21 protein-coding genes and 5 tRNA genes are annotated in these 18,075 nt (G+C 59.3%); 16 read left to right on the forward strand and 10 right to left on the reverse strand.

Annotated elements, in window-relative coordinates:
• Positions 1-166: 166 nt before the first annotated feature.
• Positions 167-2,341, forward strand: a complete 2,175-nt coding sequence (gene rlmKL, locus BM194_RS04225) for a bifunctional 23S rRNA (guanine(2069)-N(7))-methyltransferase RlmK/23S rRNA (guanine(2445)-N(2))-methyltransferase RlmL (protein WP_092844043.1) — start codon at positions 167-169, stop codon at positions 2,339-2,341.
• Positions 2,338-2,667: a glutaredoxin family protein gene (locus BM194_RS04230; RefSeq protein ID WP_092844045.1), complete on the forward strand. Its 330-nt coding sequence runs from the start codon at positions 2,338-2,340 to the stop codon at positions 2,665-2,667. The genes rlmKL and BM194_RS04230 overlap by 4 nt, the downstream gene beginning before the upstream one ends.
• A 2-nt stretch (positions 2,668-2,669) precedes the next feature.
• On the opposite strand, the gene BM194_RS04235 is transcribed toward BM194_RS04230, so the two are convergent.
• Positions 2,670-2,948 (reverse strand): hypothetical protein, encoded by a 279-nt coding sequence (locus BM194_RS04235; protein ID WP_092844047.1) that lies wholly within the window; start codon positions 2,946-2,948, stop codon positions 2,670-2,672.
• Positions 2,949-3,053: 105 nt separating this feature from the next.
• Between BM194_RS04235 and pdxB the strand changes: the two genes are divergently transcribed.
• Positions 3,054-4,205, forward strand: a complete 1,152-nt coding sequence (pdxB, locus tag BM194_RS04240) for a 4-phosphoerythronate dehydrogenase PdxB (RefSeq protein WP_092844049.1) — start codon at positions 3,054-3,056, stop codon at positions 4,203-4,205.
• 138 nt (positions 4,206-4,343) lie between these two features.
• Here pdxB and BM194_RS20600 read toward each other — a convergent pair whose 3' ends face one another.
• From BM194_RS20600 to msrB, 5 genes are all read right to left on the reverse strand, one after another.
• Positions 4,344-4,508, reverse strand: a complete 165-nt coding sequence (locus BM194_RS20600) for a hypothetical protein (protein ID WP_177223341.1) — start codon at positions 4,506-4,508, stop codon at positions 4,344-4,346.
• 193 nt (positions 4,509-4,701) lie between these two features.
• Positions 4,702-5,601, reverse strand: a complete 900-nt coding sequence (gene htpX / locus BM194_RS04245; protein ID WP_092844051.1) for a protease HtpX — start codon at positions 5,599-5,601, stop codon at positions 4,702-4,704.
• A 116-nt stretch (positions 5,602-5,717) separates the two neighbouring features.
• The gene (locus BM194_RS04250) at positions 5,718-6,950 is read right to left on the reverse strand and encodes a pyridoxal phosphate-dependent aminotransferase (RefSeq protein ID WP_092844053.1); all 1,233 of its coding nucleotides are present in this window, start codon (positions 6,948-6,950) and stop codon (positions 5,718-5,720) included.
• 127 nt (positions 6,951-7,077) lie between these two features.
• The gene (gene ylqF, locus BM194_RS04255; protein ID WP_092844055.1) at positions 7,078-8,028 is read right to left on the reverse strand and encodes a ribosome biogenesis GTPase YlqF; all 951 of its coding nucleotides are present in this window, start codon (positions 8,026-8,028) and stop codon (positions 7,078-7,080) included.
• A 75-nt stretch (positions 8,029-8,103) separates the two neighbouring features.
• Positions 8,104-8,505, reverse strand: a complete 402-nt coding sequence (msrB, locus tag BM194_RS04260) for a peptide-methionine (R)-S-oxide reductase MsrB (RefSeq protein WP_092844057.1) — start codon at positions 8,503-8,505, stop codon at positions 8,104-8,106.
• Positions 8,506-8,722: 217 nt separating this feature from the next.
• Between msrB and BM194_RS04265 the strand changes: the two genes are divergently transcribed.
• The 10 genes from BM194_RS04265 to BM194_RS04310 all read left to right on the forward strand — a co-directional run bounded on the left by BM194_RS04265 (position 8,723) and on the right by BM194_RS04310 (position 13,261).
• Positions 8,723-8,798, forward strand: a tRNA-Glu gene (locus BM194_RS04265).
• 32 nt (positions 8,799-8,830) lie between these two features.
• Positions 8,831-8,905: transfer RNA gene (locus BM194_RS04270), tRNA-Gly, on the forward strand.
• A gap of 14 nt (positions 8,906-8,919) precedes the next feature.
• A tRNA-Glu gene (locus BM194_RS04275) sits at positions 8,920-8,995 on the forward strand.
• A 23-nt stretch (positions 8,996-9,018) separates the two neighbouring features.
• Positions 9,019-9,093: transfer RNA gene (locus BM194_RS04280), tRNA-Gly, on the forward strand.
• 268 nt (positions 9,094-9,361) lie between these two features.
• Positions 9,362-10,330, forward strand: a complete 969-nt coding sequence (locus BM194_RS04285; RefSeq protein ID WP_092844059.1) for an ABC transporter ATP-binding protein — start codon at positions 9,362-9,364, stop codon at positions 10,328-10,330.
• On the forward strand, positions 10,327-11,100 hold the full coding sequence (locus BM194_RS04290) for an ABC transporter permease (RefSeq protein WP_092844061.1): 774 nt from the start codon (positions 10,327-10,329) through the stop codon (positions 11,098-11,100). The genes BM194_RS04285 and BM194_RS04290 overlap by 4 nt, the downstream gene beginning before the upstream one ends.
• Before the next feature lie 4 nt (positions 11,101-11,104).
• The gene (gene queF / locus BM194_RS04295) at positions 11,105-11,938 is read left to right on the forward strand and encodes an NADPH-dependent 7-cyano-7-deazaguanine reductase QueF (protein ID WP_092844063.1); all 834 of its coding nucleotides are present in this window, start codon (positions 11,105-11,107) and stop codon (positions 11,936-11,938) included.
• A gap of 48 nt (positions 11,939-11,986) precedes the next feature.
• Positions 11,987-12,547, forward strand: a complete 561-nt coding sequence (locus BM194_RS04300) for a nitroreductase family protein (protein WP_092844326.1) — start codon at positions 11,987-11,989, stop codon at positions 12,545-12,547.
• A gap of 8 nt (positions 12,548-12,555) precedes the next feature.
• Positions 12,556-13,083 carry a YiiD C-terminal domain-containing protein gene (locus BM194_RS04305; protein WP_092844065.1) on the forward strand — a complete coding sequence of 176 codons (528 nt, stop codon included), beginning with the start codon at positions 12,556-12,558 and terminating at the stop codon, positions 13,081-13,083.
• Positions 13,084-13,173: 90 nt separating this feature from the next.
• A tRNA-Ser gene (locus tag BM194_RS04310) sits at positions 13,174-13,261 on the forward strand.
• Positions 13,262-13,425: 164 nt separating this feature from the next.
• Here the strand turns inward: BM194_RS04310 and BM194_RS04315 are convergent.
• The 4 genes from BM194_RS04315 to BM194_RS04330 form a co-directional block, all read right to left on the reverse strand.
• Positions 13,426-14,079 (reverse strand): hypothetical protein, encoded by a 654-nt coding sequence (locus tag BM194_RS04315; protein WP_092844067.1) that lies wholly within the window; start codon positions 14,077-14,079, stop codon positions 13,426-13,428.
• A 183-nt stretch (positions 14,080-14,262) separates the two neighbouring features.
• Complete coding sequence (locus BM194_RS04320; RefSeq protein ID WP_092844069.1) at positions 14,263-14,892, reverse strand: hypothetical protein; 630 nt, start codon at positions 14,890-14,892, stop codon at positions 14,263-14,265.
• Positions 14,885-15,916 (reverse strand): helix-turn-helix transcriptional regulator, encoded by a 1,032-nt coding sequence (locus tag BM194_RS04325; RefSeq protein WP_092844071.1) that lies wholly within the window; start codon positions 15,914-15,916, stop codon positions 14,885-14,887. Before BM194_RS04325 ends, BM194_RS04320 begins: the two co-directional genes overlap by 8 nt.
• A gap of 57 nt (positions 15,917-15,973) precedes the next feature.
• Entirely contained in the window at positions 15,974-16,732 is a 759-nt protein-coding gene (locus tag BM194_RS04330; RefSeq protein ID WP_092844073.1) for a DUF2201 family putative metallopeptidase, read from the reverse strand.
• A gap of 48 nt (positions 16,733-16,780) precedes the next feature.
• Between BM194_RS04330 and BM194_RS04335 the strand changes: the two genes are divergently transcribed.
• The 3 genes from BM194_RS04335 to BM194_RS04345 are packed head-to-tail and all read left to right on the forward strand — an operon-like array spanning position 16,781 to position 18,071.
• Positions 16,781-17,188: a hypothetical protein gene (locus BM194_RS04335; RefSeq protein WP_092844075.1), complete on the forward strand. Its 408-nt coding sequence runs from the start codon at positions 16,781-16,783 to the stop codon at positions 17,186-17,188.
• Complete coding sequence (locus BM194_RS04340) at positions 17,185-17,454, forward strand: hypothetical protein (protein WP_092844077.1); 270 nt, start codon at positions 17,185-17,187, stop codon at positions 17,452-17,454. Before BM194_RS04335 ends, BM194_RS04340 begins: the two co-directional genes overlap by 4 nt.
• Before the next feature lie 5 nt (positions 17,455-17,459).
• Positions 17,460-18,071 (forward strand): hypothetical protein, encoded by a 612-nt coding sequence (locus tag BM194_RS04345; protein WP_092844079.1) that lies wholly within the window; start codon positions 17,460-17,462, stop codon positions 18,069-18,071.
• Positions 18,072-18,075 lie beyond the last annotated feature (4 nt).

The following is an 18,075-nucleotide window of genomic DNA, read 5'->3' on the forward strand; positions in this document are numbered from 1 at the left end:
GGGCCCACGAATAGAACGCATGCGTGTCATCAGTAGCTACTGATTTAATTACTAGTTCAGAATGACCAGGCTTGTCGAGTCGCGTTTTGTCAACAAAAGGTTACCTAACGGTTACCTGATTGAAATCAAAGGATCATGCTAGCGTGATCCCGGAGTCGCTTAGCTTATGACCAACTCCCATTCCGCCACGGGAAGCATGTTCGCAACGTGTCCCAAGGGCCTGGAAACGCTCCTCGCCGAAGAAATCACCGCGCTGGGAGGCGAGGTCGCCAGGACCACTGTCGCCGGGGTGCATCTTCAGGCATCGCTCGATGTGGCCTACCGTATCTGCCTATGGTCGCGCCTGGCCAATCGCCTCATTCTGGTGCTTGCTCAGGAAGAGGGAGTAGAGACGCCGGATGCTGTGCATGGTGTCGCCAGCAACATCGACTGGTCGCGTCATGTCATGTCGGATCGCAGCCTGGCTGTGGATTTTCATGGTCAGTCTTCGCAGATTCGCCATACCCGCTATGGCGCCCAGACCGTCAAGGATGGCATCGTCGATGCCCTGCAGGCAGCCGGACGCGAGCGTCCGACCATCGATGTCCGCCAGCCCGATCTGCGGATCTACGCCAACCTGTATCGGGGACGGTTCACCCTGGGTATCGACCTGTCGGGTAACAGCTTGCACCAGCGAGGCTATCGCAAGGAACTGGGGCATGCGCCGCTCAAGGAGAACCTGGCCGCAGCCTTGTTGATACGGGCTGGCTGGCCGGAGCGGGCTCGCCGGGGCGAGCCGCTAGTCGATCCCCTGTGTGGGTCGGGCACGCTAGTCATCGAGGCCGGGCTGATCGCGGCAGACACGGCGCCCGGGCTGCGCCGGGAGCGCTATGGCTTCCATGGCTGGGCAGGGCATGACGAGTCGGCTTGGCGTGAGCTCAAGCGCGAAGCCGAGGCCAGGGCCAGCCTTGGTCGCCGGCGCATCAAGTCGCGTTTGTATGGCTTCGATATCAGCCCTCAGGCACTGGCGGCTGCCAAGGCCAACGCCATGCGGGCCGGTATCCCCGCACTGATCGAGTTCCATGGCGGAGCGCTAGCCGAGCTCAAGCGGCCGGTGGAGAGCGAGCAGCCGGGGTTGATCATGACCAATCCGCCCTATGGCGAGCGTATCGGCGAACTTCCCGAACTGGTTCCGCTCTATGCGGCGCTGGGTGAACGGGCGCGTAGCGAGTTTCCTGGCTGGTCCATGGCGCTGTTCACGGCCAATCCTGACCTTGGCCATCGTGTCGGGCTACGTGCCGAAAAGCAGTATGCCTTCAAGAACGGGGCGCTGGATTGCAAGCTGCTGCTCATTTCCGTGCCCGAGTCGTCGGACCAGCCGTCGGATAGCCTGCAGGAGGCGGGGAGCGCACGCTCCGATGGGGCGCAGATGTTCGCCAACCGACTGGAAAAGAACCGTAAGCGGCTGCGCAAATGGCTCAAGCAGAGCGGGGAGTGCTGCTATCGCGTGTACGATGCGGACATGCCGGAATATGCCTTGGCCGTGGATGTCTATGGTGAGCGTGTCCATGTGCAAGAGTATGCGCCACCCCGGTCGGTCAACCCCGCCCAGGCTCAGCGCCGACTGATGGATGCCTTGCAGGTCTTGCCTGGCGTGCTGGGCGTGCGCCCGGAAAATGTCTATTTCAAGCAGCGTGAGCGCCAGGCGGGCAAGGCCCAGTACCAGAAGCGAGACAGCAGTGGCGAGCGTTTCCAGGTACGCGAGGGCCAGGCGTTGCTGTGGGTCAATCTGCGGGATTATCTCGACACTGGTCTGTTTCTCGATCACCGTCCGGTGCGGCGACTGCTGAACCAGATGGCCGACGGCAAGCGCTTTCTCAATCTGTTCTGCTATACCGGCACGGCGACAGTGCAGGCAGCGCTGGGAGGCGCCAGTGACAGTGTCAGCGTCGACCTGTCCAACACCTATCTCGAATGGGCTCGCGACAACCTGGCGCTCAATCGACTCGATCCCAGCCGGCACAGGGTGATTCGCGACGATTGCCTGCATTGGCTGGAAACGGCGGGTAGCGAGTTCGACCTGATTTTCCTCGATCCGCCGACGTTTTCAAATTCCAAGCGCATGGAAGGCACGCTGGATATTCAGCGTGACCATGCAAGACTGGTGAATCTTGCCATGGCACGTTTGGCTCCAGGTGGCACCTTGGTGTTCTCCAACAACCAGCGCCGCTTCCAACTCGACGACGGACTGCTGCAGCGTTACGAGATCAAGGACATTACCTCTCGTACCTTCGATCCGGACTTCCAGCGTCGGCCCAATCTCCATCACTGCTTCCAGATCCGTCACCGGGGTGCAAAATGAGCCAATTGACGCTTTACACCACCCTGGGGTGTCACCTTTGCGAAATACTGGAGGCAGAGCTGGCACGCCTGGGGCACGCCAGTATCCAGCTGGAGCGTGTCGAAATCGCCGAGAGCGAGATATTGCTGGCCCGCTACGGGACACGCATTCCCGTGCTGGCCGACGAGGGAGGCAACGAACTCGAGCGAGGATTCGAGCGCGACCGCCTGGCTGCCTGGCTCGAGGCGAGAGGGTTATGCGCTGAAGGCAAGAGCGAATCGGGAGCCGATCAGGGGCCGTCCCGGATCAGCATGCGGCTGGTCAAGGGGCGGCGTGTTCTGAAATGACCTCAGAGTCCCAGTAGCGACAATTGGCGAACGGCATCGCGTCCTTCGGGGCTGTCCTCGCTGGTTTCCAGAACCTTGCGGAATCCGCGCGACGACTGGATATGGTCGACGTCGTCGAGCCACATCAAGGCCTGATCGTAGCTGTCGGCCAACTGGTGCTTGAGCCCGCCGAACTGCGTGCCGATCTGGCCCCAGGCGCGACTGAAGATCCAGTCGCCGAACATGTCCTGATGGACATGGACAAGAACGTAGTCATGTTCACTTTCCCAGCGGACGATCACGATGGCTCCTGAAATGGCACGGCTTGCCGCTCCCGGTGGCGCGGCCTAAGATGACCAGCGTCATTGTAACTGTCCGCCGGCCACGAACAAGGAGCGAAACATTCCATGCGTATTCTAGTGGACCAGAACGTTCCATTGGCCGAGGAGTTCTTCGCCGATCTGGGTGAAATCACCCGCATGCCAGGGCGAGAAATGACCCGCGAAGCCGTGCGTGACAAGGATGTGCTGATCGTACGTTCGATCACGCCGGTGAACGCAGAATTACTGGAAGGGTCTCGGGTCAAGTTCGTGGGGACGTGCACCATCGGTACCGACCACGTCGATCTCGCCTACCTTCGCGACAAGCGCATTGCCTTTGCCAGTGCCCCCGGCAGCAATGCCGACTCGGTTGTCGACTACGTGCTTTCCAGCCTGCTGGTACTGGCCGAGGAGGAAGACTTCGCCTTGGCCAGGCGTACCGTGGGGATCGTTGGTGCCGGCAATGTGGGAAACCGACTATGGCAGCGTCTGCAGGAACTCGGTGCCCGTTGCCTGATCTGCGATCCTCCGCGTGCCGACGCGGAAGGACGCAGCGATTTCGTCGACATCGACACGCTGATCGAGCAGGCGGATATCGTTTGCCTGCATACACCGTTGGTACGCGATGGGGACCACCCGACCTACCATCTCATGGATGCGGCGCGTATCGAGACACTCAGGCCGGGCACCGTCCTGATCAATGCTGGCAGGGGCGCCTGCCTGGATAATGCCGCGCTGAGCCATCGCCTGGAAAGCCGGGGCGACCTGCGCACGGTCCTCGATGTCTGGGAAAACGAGCCGGCCATCGATGAAACCCTCTATTCACTGGTCGATATCGCCACGCCGCACATTGCCGGCCATAGCTTGGATGGCAAGATGCGTGGCACCGAGTTGATCTACCAGGCATTGATGGAGCATTTCGGACTGCCAGCCAGGCGCAAGCTGGGCCAGATCAAGCCTGAGCCCTGGCTGCACAAGGTCGTTCTCACGGCATGGGCGCCCCCGCTGGAAGCCTTGGCGCTTTGCGTCAGGGCCTGTTACGACGTGCGTCGGGACATGGTCGGCTTCGAGCGGTATCGCCGCCGTCTGGGGATGGCAACTGCCTTCGATCGCTACCGCGCTGAATATCCGGTGCGCCGTGAGTTCTCTACCCTGCGAGTGGACTTGAAGAAGAATAACGCCGGTCTTCGTGACGTGATCGAAGGCTTCGGTTTCAAGTTAAAACTGGCAGGCAAATGACCAATGACGTGTGCCCGCGTCATGGCGGGCACAGTAGGAACGGATGGCAGCAAACGGCTGTCTTTATCTCGCTTGGCCCTGGCCCAGGCATTACCACAAGGCATGGTTCCCGAGCTTCATAACCTTGACCGTAAAAACTTAGACCGTCGCGTAGTAGGGAGCGCGCTGAGCCTGGTAACCCTTGTAGGCTCCCTCCGACATCAGAACCAGGACCCGGTAGGCCTTCATACCAATGCGCTTGAACAGAGAAGGCTGAGATGAAGTGATGTTGGTGCGGGTTGAAGAGACTGTCTGGGTAGTCATGTCGTAACCCCTATTGTTTGAAGACGTACCTATAGTATGCGGGGTGTTAGACTTTAGTTCAATGCGCTGGATGATGGAGCTTGCGACGTTAGTCGAATATGTACGGTCCAGAGCATGGCTGCTGCAGTCACTATAAAGAAAAGCCCTCACCCGAAGGGTGAGGGCTGGCGAGGCAGCGGCGATAGCCCCCCGGTTACTGACGATAAGCTGACTCCTTGAGGGCGCGGATGCGATCGTCCAGCGGGGGATGGCTGGCGAAAAGGCGTTCCATGATCTTGCGGGACTGGCCGGCCGTGATGCCGAACGCCGTCAGCGTGTCAGGCATCTGGTTGGGCATCTGCGTTTCCGCCTTGAGGCGGGCAAGCGCATTGATCATGGCGCCGGAGCCAGCCAGCTTGGCGCCAGCCGCGTCGGCGCGGTACTCACGGAAACGCGAGAACCAGGCGACGATGACCGATGCAATCAGGCCGAAGACGATCTCGGCAACGATGACCACGGCGAAGTAGCCCATGAAGCCCAAGCCTTCGTTGTCGTCACGCCGCAGGAAACTGTCCAGTACCTGGGCAACGACACGTGCGAAGAACATCACAAAGGTATTGAGTACACCCTGAATCAGCGCCAGGGTTACCATGTCGCCATTGGCCACATGGCCGATCTCATGGGCCAGCACGGCCCGGATCTCCTCGGGGCGCATGCGATTGAGCAAGCCGGCCGAAACCGCAACCAGCGCATCGTTCTTGTTCCAGCCGGTGGCAAACGCATTGGATTGCTGGGCCGGAAAGATGCCTACCTGCGGTGTCTTGATGCCGGCGTCACGTGCCAGTTCGGCCACGGTATTGACCAGCCACTGTTCGTTGGCATCGCGTGGTTGATCGATGATCTGCGTTTTCGTGCTCCACTTGGCCATTTTCTTGGAGAGGAACAGCGACACCAGCGACCCCGCCATTCCGAACACGAAGCAGAAGATCAGCAGGCTGTTCATGTTCAGCCCGTTGGCCTGCAGGTATGGCTCGACGCCCAACAGGCGCAGTGTGATGCTCGCCACCAGCACGACGGCCAGGTTGGTGGCAAGAAACAGGATGATGCGCATCATGGAGTTAACCCTCGATAGTCTGGAAACCAGGGGAAATTCAGGTTCTTGTTGGCCACTTAGATGCGTCCCGTGCGGCCGAGTTTCAATCGCTTACCGGATGAGCCGACGGAAATGGCTCATTGGCGATAGCGGGACAAAAAGCGTGCGAAACGGTCCAGTGCATCTTCCAGCTGGTCGGCCCAGGGCAGGGTAACGATACGCACATGGTCCGGCTCGGGCCAGTTGAAGGCCGTGCCCTGGACCAGCAGGATCTTTTCCTGAAGCAGCAGGTCGAGGACCAGTTTTTCGTCATCCTGAATGTTGAAGACCGCCGGGTCGAGTTTGGGAAAGGCGTATAGTGCTCCCTTGGGCTTGGTACATGACACGCCGGGAATGGCGTTGAGCTTCTCGTAGGTAATGTCGCGCTGGGCGCGCAGCCGGCCTCCCGGCAACACCAGGTCGTTGATCGACTGATAACCGCCCAGGGCGGTCTGGATGGCGTGCTGGGCCGGAACATTGGCACACAGGCGCATCGAGGCCAGCATGTTGAGGCCCTGGATGTAGTCCCTGGCCTGCTGCTTGGCGGCGGTACCCGACAGAATCATCCAGCCGGAGCGGAAGCCAGCACAGCGATAGCTCTTGGACAGCCCATTGAGGGTCACGACCAACTGATCCTCATCGGCCAGCGCGCCGGTAGACACGTGCTCGACGTCGTCATAGAGGACCTTGTCGTAGATCTCATCGGAGAAGACCACCAGGTTGTGTTCGCGAGCGATGCTCAACAGCTCCTTGACCACCGCAGGGGGATACACGGCGCCGGTGGGGTTGTTGGGATTGATCAGGACCAGGGCGCGCGTATGTGAAGTGATCTTTTCCCGGATATCGGCAAGATCGGGGACCCAGTCCGCCTGCTCGTCGCACAGGTAATGAACAGGACGACCGCCCGACAGGTTGGCCGCAGCCGTCCACAATGGATAATCAGGCGCGGGAATCAATACCTCGTCACCATCGTTGAGCAGCGCCTGCATGGCCATCACGATCAGCTCGGATACGCCATTACCGATATAGATGTCCTCGATGCCGACCCCGGGAATTTGCTTGCGCTGGCATTCCTGCATAATCGCCTTGCGCGCAGAGTACAGCCCCTTGGAATCGCAATACCCCTGTGCGGTCGGCAGGTTGCGCATCACATCCTGGAGAATTTCCTCCGGCGCCTCGAACCCGAAGGGGGCCGGATTGCCGATGTTGAGCTTCAAGATGCGCTGACCTTCATCCTCGAGGCGCTTGGCGTGATCGAGTACCGGACCGCGAATGTCGTAGCAGACGTTGTCGAGCTTGTGCGATTTCCTGAGTGGTGTCGGGGTGTCCATTGGGATTCCGTTAGCCGTACGGTGAGGGGCGGCAATGAAAGAGTTCTAGGGTCAAGCCAATACCGGTGTTGCGCGGCGAAGCACAGCATATAACGCGGTCGTGATACTGCCAAAGCGCAATTACCGCTCAGACAGGTGTGCTTTCCTGATCGCTTGCCTGGCTTTCCGGTGGAGGAATGTCAGCCGGTGTCTCGAGCGTCACGCGGCCCAGCTTGCCGTCGCGCAGTTCATGCAACAGCACTTCCGCACCGCGATGCATGTCGACCTCGCCACCGGCTCGCAGGCCTCCGCGCTTGCTGGCGATTTCACTGACGATGGCCTGCCCGTCGAAACCGGCCAGGGCCAGCAGGTCGATCCGCTGAGGGCCATCGGCCTCGACATCGGCTGCCTGGGGAACGGGGGAGTAGGGAGGCAGTTCCTTGAGCTTGAATCGGCTGCTCAACGCATCCGGGTAGCGTTTGGCCAGTTCGGCTGCGGCAACGATGGCAACGTCCAAGTAATCAATGGCGGTATCACGGATCGCGCCGCTGGCGGCCAGGCGATAGGCACTGGCCTGATTCTCGATCTTGGGCCAGAGCACACCGGGCGTGTCGATCAGTGCAATGCGTCCCTCGATACGGATTTTCTGCTGGCGCTTGGTCACTGCCGGCTCGTTGCCGGTCTTGGCGATCTTGCGTCCGGCAAGCCCGTTGATCAGGGTCGACTTGCCGACGTTGGGAATGCCCATGACCATGACACGAACGTCGCGGTCAGCACGCACCTGGCCGGCCAGTTCGTGGCACAGTTTGGGTATGCGCTTGAGTTCGCGTGCCTGGGTGGTGGTGACCGCCAGTGCGCGCGTATCTTCCTGGGCATCGAAATACTCGACCCACGTCTCTGTCTGCGCCGGGTCGGCGAGATCGGCGCGCGAGAGGATCTTGAGTACTGGCTTGTGCTCGGTCAGTTCGGCGAGCATGGGATTGGCGCTGGAGTAGGGCAGGCGTGCATCGAGCACTTCCAGCACCACGTCGATTTCCGGCAACGCCTCCTTGATCTGGCGGCGTGCCTTGTTCATGTGTCCCGGATACCAACCGAGCATGGCGTCACCTTGTACCGATAGCGATGAAAAGAGGCGCCCATCTTAGCAGATCGGCGCCCTTGTCGCGGTCGGTGTCTACTCGCCGGGATGAAAGCTCAGTGCCACGGAATTGATGCAGTAACGCAGGCCAGTCGTCTGCTGGGGTCCATCGGGAAACACATGGCCCAGGTGGGCATCGCAACGCGAGCACACTACCTCGGTACGGCGCATGCCGTGCGAGGCGTCGAAGTGTTCTTCCACGGTCTCCTTGCCCAAGGGACGGTCGAAACTGGGCCAGCCACAGCCCGAGTCGAACTTGTGCTCATTCTCGAACAGGGCTGCGCCACAACATACACAGTGATAGATGCCCTGTTCGTCACTGACCTGGTGGTCGCCGCTGAAAGGCGGCTCCGTGCCTTTCTCGCGCGTCACATGGTACTGCTCGGGGGTAAGCTGCTCGCGCCATTCGGCGTCGCTCTTGTCGAGTTTCTTGCGCATGGTGTTCTCCCGTTGAACTGGCCGGGACAGAATCGGCCGGAACGTCATGGTGCGACAATGATGAGGTTGGTCGGGTTCACGACACAATGCCAGTGCAGACTCCGGCATGTGTGGATGGGGCGCAGAAACGCAATTGCCACATTGCGACTCGCCGCCTGTTGACACCTGCCGCCTGGCTAACTAATATACGCGCCACCTCGACGAGGCAAGGCATTGCGTCCCATTCGTCTAGTGGTCCAGGACACCGCCCTTTCACGGCGGTAACAGGGGTTCGAACCCCCTATGGGACGCCACTTCCTCCTCGGGTGCCGGATTGGTGTATTAAGCGGGAATAGCTCAGTGGTAGAGCATCGCCTTGCCAAGGCGAGGGTCGCGAGTTCGAATCTCGTTTCCCGCTCCATTCGCCGTCTATGCGTCCCATTCGTCTAGTGGTCCAGGACACCGCCCTTTCACGGCGGTAACAGGGGTTCGAACCCCCTATGGGACGCCACTTGCTTGCTCCTCTCTCGATCGGCGGGAATAGCTCAGTGGTAGAGCATCGCCTTGCCAAGGCGAGGGTCGCGAGTTCGAATCTCGTTTCCCGCTCCATCGTATAATTTTTCTGCAAGCAAGGTTAGGGTCGCGAGCTGGAGCGCCAGCCCGGTCGCCTCTCGTTCCCGCTCCATCGTGTATCATCCCCTCATGTCGCTGCCGACACTGCATGGCTATAGGCTATCGTAGTCTTATCCATTCTTCGCTGCGACAGCCATGGCACGCCAACCTGGTGAAATTATTAGCCAGGCATTGATTTTTGCCGCTCCGGCCCCCATGTCATGTGTTCTTTTCCCTAGCGACCGACTGACGACAGGTGCGTTTGATGGCGGAACCGGCTTTGTCCATCCGTGGGCTGACCAAGGTCTACGGCAATGGCTTTCATGCCCTGAAGGGCATCGATCTGGATGTACCCGAAGGGGATTTCTTTGCACTGCTTGGCCCTAATGGCGCAGGCAAGTCGACCACGTTGGGCATCGTCTGCTCGTTGGTGCAGAAAACCGCCGGCCAGGTGAAGATCTACGGTATTGACATCGACCGTGATTTTGCCAAGGCCAAATACCACCTTGGTGTCGTACCCCAGGAATTCAATTTTTCCCAATTCGAGAAGGTCGAGGATATTATCCTTGCCCAGGCGGGCTATTACGGTCTGTCGCTGCGCCAGGCCAAGCCGCGCTGCGATCAATTGCTCAAGGACCTGGGCCTGTGGGACAAGCGCCATGGGCCGGCACGCATGCTCTCGGGAGGGATGAAACGGCGCCTGATGATTGCCCGTGCGCTCATACATCGCCCGCGCCTGTTGATTCTCGACGAGCCGACGGCCGGGGTGGATATCGAACTGCGCCGCAGCATGTGGGACTACATGCGTCGTATCAATCGCGAGGAAGGCACCACCATTATCCTGACCACGCACTATCTCGAGGAAGCCGAGAGTCTGTGCCGCAACATTGCCATCATCAATCACGGCGAAATCGTCAGGAACACCTCGGTGCGCGATCTGTTGACCGAGCTGGATACCGAAACCTTTTTGCTCGACCTGGCCCGCCCCATCGTCGAGGCACCCCGCATCGAGGGCTTTGACGTCGAGAAGGTCGACAGTGCACAGCTCGCCCTGTCGGTAAGAAAAGGGCAGCGTCTCAACGATGTCTTCGCCCAGCTTTCCGATCAGGACATGCAGGTCGTATCGATGCGCAACCGGGCCAACCGTCTTGAGGAACTGTTCGTCTCGATGGTCGAGGGTAACAACGCCAAGGCAGAGGCAAAGCGAGCGGCACAGGAGGAAGTGCGTCAATGAACCCAATGCAGATCCTGATTTCGCTCTGGACCCTGGTCGTCAAGGAAGTGCGTCGCTTCACGCGTATCTGGCCGCAGACGCTGTTGCCGCCGTCGATCACCATGACCATGTACTTCATCATCTTTGGCAACCTGATCGGCTCGCGTATCGGTGAAATGGATGGCATTAGTTACATGGCCTATATCGTGCCGGGTCTGATCATGATGTCCGTGATCACCAACAGCTATTCCAATGTCGCGTCGTCGTTCTTCTCCAACAAGTTCCAGCGCTCCGTGGAAGAGATGATGGTCTCACCGATGCCCAACTGGGTCATCCTGTCGGGGTTCGTGCTGGGTGGCATGGCGCGTGGCCTTGGGGTGGGGCTGATCGTGACCCTGGTGTCGTTCTTTTTCACCGACCTGAACATCCACCACCCGCTGGTGACCCTCGGCGTGGTGACCATGACGGCGACACTCTTCTCGATTGGTGGCTTCATCAATGCCCTGCTGGCACACAAGTTCGACGATATCTCCATCGTGCCGATCTTCGTGCTCACGCCACTGACCTACCTGGGTGGGGTGTTCTACTCGATCAACATGCTGCCGGAATTTTGGCAGAGTGTGTCGCTGGCCAACCCGATCCTGTACATGGTCAATGCCTTCCGCTATGGCATTCTAGGCGTTTCCGACATTCCCGTGGGCGGAGCACTGGTCGCCATCGCCCTTTTCATCGTGGCCTTCTTCGTCCTGGCGCTGTGGATGCTGGAGCGGGGCAAGGGTATCAGGAGCTAATGACGTGACACATCGTCCCGACACCCTCAAGCATGCGCCGCTTGGCCGCGAGTCCGTATACCCCGAGCATTACGATCCGACGCTACTGTTTCCTATCGCGCGTTCGGCCAATCGCGCGCCGTTGGGTATCGACAATGCCGACCTGCCGTTCGTTGGCGAGGACGAATGGCACGCTTTCGAGATGTCCTGGCTTGATGAGCGCGGCAAGCCGATCGTCGCGGTTGCACGGTTCCGGTTACCGGCGACCTCGCCCAACCTGATCGAATCCAAGTCCTGGAAGCTGTATCTCAACAGCTTCAACCAGACCCGCTTCGCAGATTGGAATGCGGTGCTGGGCACGCTTGCCGAGGACCTGTCCGCCGCGGCAGGAGGGGGTGTCGAGGTCAGCCTGCTCGATCTCGATGACGATGCGTTGATGCCTCGAAAATTGCCTGGAGAATGCATCGATGGGCTTGATGTCGAGATTAGCGATTACTCGCCGAATTCGAGGCTATTAACGGCCAGTGAGGAAATCGTCGAGGAGAGCCTGTATTCACACCTTCTCAAGTCCAACTGTCCGGTGACCGGCCAGCCGGACTGGGGCAGCGTACTGATCCGCTACCGTGGACCGAAGATCGACCGGGAAGGCCTGCTGCGCTATGTGGTGTCATTCCGTCAACATCAGGATTTCCATGAGCATTGTGTCGAGCATATCTTTACCGACCTGATGGCCAGGGTGCGGCCGAAGCGCTTGCTGGTCATGGCTCGTTACGTGAGGCGTGGCGGGCTGGATATCAGCCCTTGGCGCGGTACGCCCGGCGAGAGGCCTCCCGAGCCGCTGCGGTTGGCACGTCAGTGAGGGATTCGATAAAGTGTTGAGAGATTTTCTCGTTTGAAGGGGCATGCCGTGGATGCAATGACACTCCTGCACGAAAGAAATTCTATGGGCAAACTGATGGGACCCGCGCCCAGTCGCGAGCAGTTGGATGCCATGTACCGCGCGGCACTCAGAGCGCCCGATCACAAGGAGCTGACCCCGTGGCGCTTTATCGAGTTCAGCGGTGATGGCATCGACCGCCTGGGTGACCTGTTTGCCGAAGGCGAGCGCAAGGCCAACCCGACTATCGATGAGGGGAAACTGGATTCGATTCGCAAGAAGCCCAAGCGGGCGCCGATGATCATGGCCGTGATTGCCAAGGTGACGCCCGAACTTCCCAAGGTGCCGCCCATCGAACAGGTGATCTCGGCAGGATGTGCTGCTCATGGCATTCTGCTTGCCGCACAAGCCCTGGGCTTGGGAGCGATGTGGCGCACAGGTACCTTCGCCTTCGACGAGACGGTTCGGCAGGGGCTTGGACTGGGTGAGCACGACCAGATTGTCGGATTCCTCTACCTGGGCCAGCCGGGAGGGCGTCGCAAGCCCCTTCCCAAGCGCGATCCGAGCGATTTCGTCGAGCGCTGGAACTGAGGCTCGCCATGCGCCATCACGGTGTGCCTTTTCCGCGTCTGCCGCTACCCAGCGCTCAGCCTGGTGGGGCAGGGCAGGGAGAAAGCCTCGAGACATTCCAGCAGTGGCTGGGCGAGGCGATTCCTCTGGTCGGTCATCTGGGTATCAAGCGCATGTACTGGCAAGGCGACTCGCTGGTCTGGGATCTGGCGCTTTCGCCCAACCTCAATGACAAGGGCACCGGCTTCGGCGGCTCCCTGACAGCGCAGACTACGCTGATCGGCTGGTGCTGGACCGCGCTTTGGCTGCGGGCACGTCTACGAGAGCAGGATGTGGTTGTCGCCCAGGCCAGTCAACGGTTTCTCGCCCCGGTGACCGGCGACTATCGTCTGGAGTGCCGGCCGTGTCAGGTTGACGGCCCTGAACAACTGCAAGCCCGTCTGGCGAGCGCCGGCAAGGGACGGTTGGCCTTGGTTCAGCAGCTTTATTTGGATGATGTGCTGTGCCTGGAAGCCGAGGGTGACTACGCGGTCCTGCCAGCAATATCCACGGGTTGAGCCAAAAAATGGCTTGCAATCGCGGGCTTAGCTCGCTACCATTTGCGCCGTTCTTGAGAGATGCCGAGCGCAGCGCAAGAACCACAATGTGGAGAGGTGTCCGAGTGGTCGAAGGAGCACGCCTGGAAAGTGTGTAAGTCGAAAGGCTTCGAGGGTTCGAATCCCTCCCTCTCCGCCAAAGAATATGAATAAGCCGCTGATTCCAGCGGCTTTTTTTATGTCTATAAAACGCCGGCCCATATTTCAGCCCATACTTTGATTTTGGCTTGCCCCGGCCTTGATGGGAATCCTTTGGACAACCCAGGCATTTCCTTTGAGCCATTTCCCTCAATTTGATCAGCATCACATGGTGTGTAAGCTTGACGCTGAACTTGCCGTTTCATGTATCTCTGGCCGGAATCCCTGTTGGAATAACCGAACAATCGAAGCAGGAGTGAGTACGGTAACACTTGTGCCATCCTCAGGCAGCAACGCTGGTGGCTGGCTGTAGCCGTAGAAGGACCAGGGAAGCAGCTCTTCTTCTCCTACCAAAAAGGTGGCCCCATCCTGTTCGATGATCGTCCCGAACGGCAGGGTCTCAATGGCGGCTTTAAACGTGACCTTATCCCCGCTCTGAGCGGTCCGCTCGGCATGAAGCACTCTATCGATTGCTGCGATCGAAGGATTTTCTCCTGTCACTAACCCTGGGTTGGCAGCGAGCCACTTCACCTTGAATTCTCTGTAGCGCCTGTTACGGCAGGAACCACAGGGGCGATGTCCCGCCGCAAAGGCCGTGGCCTCATCAAGGAAGAACAGCTCGGAATAGGAGTCGGGGGAGAAGATGGTGCGCTGGATGTCGACATATTCGAGCGAGCACGTCACCCAAGCCTTGGTTTTCCATGCACGGACAATAGTCTTGTCCGCATCGTGCAGCCGACCACGATTGCCCAGCAAGGTCCCTCGAGCTTGTACTGCATGCAAGTTGCCAAAGGGATTAACTCGATTCTGTAGTGGCATAGCTTTTCCTTGTGAGGGGCCTTGAATGGCCAGCGTTGGCCATAGCTTCAACTGACACGTTCGAGGTGAGACCTGTAATAACCCTCATCCGTTAGCCCAACCTGGCGATACAGTTGAGCTGTACTCGGGCAAGAGTTATACCGTAGCCATTCAGGCAAATTCCAAGCATGGCTACTATGCTAATTAAGCCAGCTTAGGGTTTCGGGGAATGACATGCCAGAAGGTGGGATGACGCAGCAGCTTTATCGTCTCGGGTTGCTGAAGGCACTCGCGGATAATGGTTAGAAAAGGGGATGTGACAGGCATCAGTGCCATGCGGCGTAGCAATCGAGCCAGCGAGGCAGAGCCAGGCAGGCCGATGGCCGCCAGAATGACAGAACGCCTGAATGCCAGGCATGCGGGTAGCTGCCGTTCGCTCCAGCCCATGCGCTGGGCATATTCCACCAGGAGTATCAACAACAGTGGGTTATCACTGGCCAGCTCGAGTGCTGCTGGAATGCGCGCACAAGCTTGTAGCAATGCGTAGCGCCAGAGGAGCGCCATACTGCCGACGGTCGCCACCGTGTGAGGAACGTCCCGGTACAGCGAGCCGGGTAGCGGAATACCGGGCGCTTCAAGAAAGGCGCCTTTTGCCAGCGGTTCGCCGTGGCTGAAACTGCGCCATGCGAACGGCTGGGGCCCATGCCACCCTTGCACCTGGAGCTGAAGCGGATAGTGCAAGTATTCGGTGATGTCGATTGTCAGACAGTGCGAATCGGCCACTTCACAGGGCATGGGCAAGCCGAAGGCCGCCTGCTCCGACTGCTTAGGCATCGGCGGGTACCCTGTCTCTGTTGAGGCGCGCCAGGATAGCCTCGGCATTGTGTCGTATGTCGTCACGCCATCCCTGGGGTTCGATGACGTCTACGCTGGCCCCCATGCCTCTCAGCCACCAGAGCGTCTGCTGGTCATCCGGTACCTCGGCTTCTAGCCGCTGCCAGTCGCTGCCCTGAAGTGGCGTCAGGGTTTGCGTGACAGCCAACGGTGTCTCTGACAATAGCCAGGCCACCTGTGGCTCGACATGGGCGACCAATCGGATATCCTCGGTGCCCTGCGGATAGCCGAAGGCACCGCTACTTATGTAGTCGTCCAGGTCAAAGCCCACGGACGCTCGCCAAAGGCCATCGCTGAAGGTGACGGTTTCGATACGTTGCAGAGCGAACTGACGAATATCTGAATAGTCGTTCACGGTGGCCAGCAGGTAGGTCACGCTGTGGCGACTTACCAGGCCCTGCGGATGCAGTGTGAACGACTTGCGTTTCTCACGGCTGCGGGATAGGTAAATCACGTCAAGAGCCCTCTGTTCGAGTAGCGCCTGGGCCACGGTTTGCCAGGTAGCTTCTTCGAGATGGGCAGGAAGCAGAGCCTTGCCGTTGGGGATCGCCCGCACACGCCTGGCCCATTGGCTCAGCCCATTATGTTCCATTTCATTCAGCAATCGTCTGGCATCGGAAAACTGTGGGGCAAGCTGGCCGATCACTACCGGGGGGAGAAGACCCTTGAGATACTCTTCGGCAAGCACCAGGGTCAAGGCGCTGGGTACATCAAGGGCCGGCAGGCTGCAGTGAAAATCACGGTCGAAGTACCAGCGATAGGGCTTCTGGCTGTCGTCGCAGCTTAGGGGGAAGTGCAGTGCGAGCTTGTCGCGGAGGTCGCGTTGCAGCGAGCGGTTATCCACCTTGAACCCCCGCTCATGAAGCTTCTCCAGAAGCACCGGTGTCGAGATCCGCCCGGGGCTGCGTGGGATCAGTTGCAGCAGGGCCAAGTAGCGAAACAGGGTCTCACGAATCTCTGACATGAACGCTCCATTAATAGGTGACCAAAATGAGGGCAGCGTAACGGCGCGCCGACCAACTCACCAGCATCCTAGTAGCCAAGCTACTACCGGTACGGGCAGATGCGGCGTGCCCAGGAACTGCTTTATCAGCGCATGGACGCGTTCTCGCCAGATACGCGTATGCGTTACCTCGTGGAGGGCTGCGAGCCAGGGAGGACCATCCATGCTCCGCTCACTCGCGAGGAGTGGGCTGTCGCCCAGCCAGGCGTACACATCTGGCAATGGCTTGCCGATGCACGCGGGGAACAGCACAGCCTGTGCTGGCAGGGACATCCCCAGCATGAGCAGAACCGCATTGGCCTCATGATCGCAGGCCAGGTGCCAGCGGTGAAGGTCCGTGCCAGGCGTTGGCGGACGACGCAAATGACCTGCCGCCACATGCCACAGCAGATGGGCCTGCACAAAGCGGCGTGTGGCCTCATCAAGACCGGCATTCCAGGTGGGATTCACCAGGAGCCGCGAGCCATCACTGATAGCCGTGGCCACTTCGAATGTCTGCTCAATGGGCATCCCTTCTGCCAGCCAGGCCGTGGCTGGGTGCTGTATTTTCCATCTCTGCCGGTCAGCTTCCCATAGATTCACAGCGTCAGTTCGCCGTTGTACGGCGGTCGCTGCATCTCCCTTGAAAATCTCTACGACGTTGGTGCTTGCCATTTGGCCTCTCCCTGCCCCGGTGATGTTCAGCAGGATCCGCTCGGCAAGCGACAAGGTGCGTCGCATCGCGTAAGAAAAGAGTAATATACAGAAAGCTTCAATAAGCGACACGGCTTGTCGCATGGAGGAACTAGGCTCGTGGTATGGCGGCGCAAGGCAGGAGGCTCAACCATGAGAGAGCGCTTTACCATCGATCACCTGGTGTACGAAGTACGTGTCAGTCACCGTAACGAGATTACCTTTGCCATCGTCGGGGGGGCTAACTCCGTATACCAATCATGGACCTATGATCCGCTCGATTCCGTGGATGACTGGGATATCGAGCCGAACATCACTGAGGATATCGGTGTCTCCCGCTACCCGCTTAGGGTCTATCGGGAAGTCCTGAAGCGTACGATGTGCTGGCTGGGAGGGGCACGGCCAAAGGCTTTCACCTTTACCCTGCAAAGCGAACGCAGGCGCTGGATCTACGAGCGTACCGCACGCCATCTTGCGCAGCGATTCGACTATGACCTCCAGGTGACCGGTCGAACTTACCGCTTTTTCAAATTGAAGCACTCTGACCAGGAGGCCTCATGAACTCAAGAATACCGGCAGTGGAATTTGTCTCTCGGCTGCTGTACGAGACGGATCCCATGGGTACCTGCTGCCGAGAAAACGCCTGTTACGATGAGTATGACAGTGTGGCCGCTGCCCTGGTTGAATGGCTCGCGGAAGGGGAACCGGTGCATGTGGCGCTGCGACAAGCGCTTTGTGATGGGTTTGGTAGTGACTTGCTGGCCACGGCCAGGCTTGAGGAGGCACAAGCGGCACTCCGCACCAGGCTGGAACGTGGGGGAGGTTGAGCATCATGGAGCTAAGAAAGCGTTTGGAGCAGCAGGCAAGCCGCTGGGAGCCAGACGACCTGCTTCAGCAGATGGGCTATACACGGCCACGGCAGGCCCAGCGGGACAGGCTGGTCAGGGTGCTTGCAGACCCCAAGCTCGGGCTGACCACAGCAGAGTACGACTTCGTCTATAGCAGTCGTGATTTTCTTAGAGCACTCGGCAGGTCACTTGAACTGGCGCAGGCGTGTGAGGCACTGATCATCCAACGCGATACCTTCGAATTTGCAGAGCGTGAAGCGTACAAGCCGTGGCTGAGTGTGGAGGTGATCGACAAGTCAACTCGTCTCGGCGGTTTCAGCCGTGCCATGGCTGCAGGCAAGCGACAGCTTCCGCTACCCAAGGACGCCTGGCAGATGCCAAGAAGGGCACAGGTACGCCTAGCCAAGCGGCTGGTGCGCAAGCATATGGCCAAGACCGGTGGCAAGCTGCCAATCTGGGGCGAGATTGAAGGGTACCGTCTCTACTTCGACACTGATCGCTGGATCTTCCTGGGTCGAAACGGAGGGACCAGGGGGGACGGCTCCAGCATTGTAAGCCCGGGGGCAAACAGCGAGGATGGGCCTAAGAATCATTAACCAT

The organism is Modicisalibacter xianhensis (assembly GCF_900113605.1).
GTDB classification, from domain to species: domain Bacteria; phylum Pseudomonadota; class Gammaproteobacteria; order Pseudomonadales; family Halomonadaceae; genus Modicisalibacter; species Modicisalibacter xianhensis.